We start from the raw sequence: 325 nt of genomic DNA, 5'->3' as shown, positions 1-325 counted from the left end.
CGTGGACACCACACGCCCCACGGCGACCATCACGCTGGCCGATACCGCGCTCACCGCGGACAAAACCACAACCGTCACCATCCGCTTCAGCGAACCCGTAGAAGACTTTGACGCCAGCGACATCCTGTGCACGAGCGGCACGCTGAGTTGGCCCACGGCGAGCGCCGACCGCACGGTCTGGACGGCGACCCTCACGCCCACGGCCAACACCAACGCCGCAACCAATACCATCCGCGTGAACCTCGCCGGCGTGCGCGACGACGCAGGCAACGCCGGCATCGGCAGGGCAGACAGCGCCAACTACAGCGTGGACACCAAGCGCCCC

1 protein-coding gene is annotated in these 325 nt (G+C 67.7%); it reads left to right on the top strand.

The window, feature by feature from the left end; all coding sequences use genetic code 11:
- Window positions 1–325, top strand: a 325-nt coding sequence (locus VTU_RS33845) for an Ig-like domain-containing protein (protein ID WP_236610798.1), incomplete at both ends; no start/stop codon positions are given.

Source organism: Verminephrobacter aporrectodeae subsp. tuberculatae At4 (assembly GCF_000193225.1).
Lineage (GTDB): Bacteria > Pseudomonadota > Gammaproteobacteria > Burkholderiales > Burkholderiaceae_C > Acidovorax > Acidovorax aporrectodeae.
Note: the sequence above shows the minus strand (reverse complement) of the source record. Positions and strands in the feature narration are given on the sequence as shown.